Origin of the sequence: Shewanella colwelliana (assembly GCF_001735525.1) — a bacterium.
In the GTDB taxonomy this organism is placed as follows: domain Bacteria; phylum Pseudomonadota; class Gammaproteobacteria; order Enterobacterales; family Shewanellaceae; genus Shewanella; species Shewanella colwelliana.
Genome location: NZ_MCBT01000045.1, coordinates 1 through 2,581, shown reverse-complemented (window position 1 = coordinate 2,581; position 2,581 = coordinate 1). Strand labels below are relative to the sequence as shown.

The following is a 2,581-nucleotide window of genomic DNA, read 5'->3' as shown; positions in this document are numbered from 1 at the left end:
TGTGGTGTTGCATATTGATATTGAAACGGTAAACCGCTGGAGTGACCGCGATGTCATCGAGCAATGGCATAAGTTGTTTAAAGGCGATGAGTTAACCCATAAGTTTGCCAATGGTCAGCTGATTGAACCCCATGACGTTGCAAGGTTAAAGCACACAATAGCCATTTACCGCAGTCGCTTATGTGATATTTCCTGGTTTATGCGTTGCCTTAACGAACCCATCGCTAGACAAGCCAATCAAGAAGATAACTGCACAGGTCGATTTTGGGAGGGCAGGTTTAAATCTCAGGCGCTTTTAGATGAAGTCGCAGTATTAGCCTGTATGGCGTATGTAGAGTTAAACCCTGTTAGAGCCAAGAAGGCCAGTACCCCAGAGCATAGTGACTACACCAGTATCCAACAACGGATAAAAGCGGTAATCAAAGGTGAGCAGCCTAAGGCTCTTTTGCCGTTTATTGGTAATGAGCGAGCAAAGCAACCCAAAGGCATAGCGTTTAGCTTTAAAGATTACCTAGAGCTGGTAGATGAAACCGGACGGGTCATCCGAGAAGATAAACGAGGTGCTATCTCAAAAAGTGCAGAGAATATCTTGCAACGAATTAATGTTCCAGCAGCAACCTGGCTCAAATTAACGATTGATTTTGGCAAGCTCTTTAGAGGGCCTGTTGGCTCAGTGCAAGAGCTTGATGACTATTATACCCACCTAGAAAAACGACGAAGGCACTTTGCAAGCAGTTGTCAGCATCTGCCATTTAGTTAGCATTTAGTCACCTCCCACTTTTGCATTAGGCCTGTCATTCAGGTCAATTGGTGATGCCTTAAACTCTGCCTTTTTGTCTTTTTTCTATCAAATCCAACCTATCTGACGCTCCGCTCGAAACCATCTCAATGCGTTTTCTCATTTATGATGCCTATCATGGGCAGCATAGAAGTAATCTGGAAATAATGGTGTTATGTTATTGATTAACTATGGGTGGCTTATTATCTTTATATAGACATTATATCAAAGTGACAACTCTTCCGACAAAAGCAGACATATCCCACGTAATGCTTATATTAAGAATCTTCGTTTCAAGATTCTTCTTTATCCAACAATTCCATTAATCCAACCAGTGCAGCGAAAAGGACAGCACCCACAGGCCAAATAATCCAAGTTACACCCCAATCCATCGTCCATAAGCTCCAGCCAAGAAATATTGCTGTTAGTAAAGGCCAGTAGAATGCAGCAAGCTTTTCAGCGCGTTTTGTACGCTTACTTTTAGCGGTCTCTAAACAACTATCTTTTAGAATATTGTTGTAGGCATCATATTGAGCAGAGACAGGAGCCACTATGTATATTCCTGCTGCTATCATAAGGATCAGTACAATTAACATCATTAAAATTATACCTAAACCACCAAAAAACATGCTAACAAACATCAGAGGTACAAAACTGATAATGAACATGAATATACCTACTGATAGTCTTCGATTATAAGTAACTCTGAATTTTTTTAATTTTTCTTTAAAAACGCTGTGCACACCATAGGCCAACTCAAATGCTTCATTATCTATCACAGCTATATCACTTTCATATTGGTTGGTTTTGATAAAAAAACTTATTCCAATAGAGACCATAACTAAAATACTCACGACTCCTATAGCTGCTGCAATATCGCCTGTCAGATTTAATCTATTTGTTTCAGCCAATGCCAAGAAGAAAAACAGTGGTACTACTGAGCAGACACAAAGCATAACTCCCTTAGTGACTAAGGCTGACACTTCCATCTTATGTTCAATATACTTCACGGCTTGTTCCAAGCTAACCTGAATGGTATCAAGCTCTCTACTTTCATCACGGGAATCAAATGCTTCATTTTCATCTTTCAGTAGAAAGTCAGTTGAAACGTCAAAAATCTCCGCTAATATAATTATTCTATTTAAATCAGGTATGCTATTAGTGCTTTCCCATTTAGAGACTGACTGCCTAGAAACATTCATCTTTTCAGCCAATTCTTCCTGCGACCAGCCAACTTGCTTTCTTAATCTGACAATCTTTTCTGCTAATATCATCGAGTTCATTCCTTCATCTGTTGTTGAACGGTAAGCATAAAAAGTCAGGTAGTTGCAGACCAGCAAGTCAGGTTGTTAATTTGTCAACCAGCGGTTGCAATTAGGCTAAGTAGCTAAATTTAAATGTTTTTTTTGGTGCTCGCAAGTTAGTTCTTCATTTGTAAAGTATAGCCACATCATACGTCCTAACTATTTCTAAATTGTCAATCTAGGGTCAAATTATTCCATCTAAGAGTCCTGCCACCATAGTAACTTTAACGGTGCTCCACTAGATCCAATTTTGTTATTAGTTTAGGTAAAATTTAGTGTTCATTTACTAGAATCGCTTTTAGCATAACAAATAAGGATAGGCCGCGCGTAGCCGCGTCCTTATCCCGAGTGTTGAACAAGCTCGGATTTGTAGGAAGTGATACCTTTATATAGTAAATAGCGGCGTGAGCAAAACATAGACACCCATCATTAATTGCGCAGAAGCAAACCTCTAACTATGCTTTGATTTAGCATTGAACAAGGAGGTTTTTATGCCACG

At 39.5% G+C, this 2,581-nt stretch carries 2 protein-coding genes; one reads left to right on the top strand and one right to left on the bottom strand.

Annotated elements, in window-relative coordinates; translation table 11 throughout:
* Positions 1–760 (top strand): transposase (locus tag BEL05_RS15460; RefSeq protein ID WP_069671725.1); only part of this gene is annotated, 760 nt, incomplete at its 5' end.
* 311 nt (positions 761–1,071) lie between these two features.
* On the opposite strand, the gene BEL05_RS15455 is transcribed toward BEL05_RS15460, so the two are convergent.
* Positions 1,072–2,052 carry a helix-turn-helix domain-containing protein gene (locus BEL05_RS15455; RefSeq protein WP_069671724.1) on the bottom strand — a complete coding sequence of 327 codons (981 nt, stop codon included), beginning with the start codon at positions 2,050–2,052 and terminating at the stop codon, positions 1,072–1,074.
* Between the last annotated feature and the right edge of the window lie 529 nt (positions 2,053–2,581).

Bases quoted from the DNA above. Each gene is read 5' to 3' on its own strand.
- BEL05_RS15455 (WP_069671724.1), bottom strand. From the start codon at position 2,052: ATGATATTAGCAGAAAAGATTGTCAGATTAAGAAAGCAAGTTGGCTGG.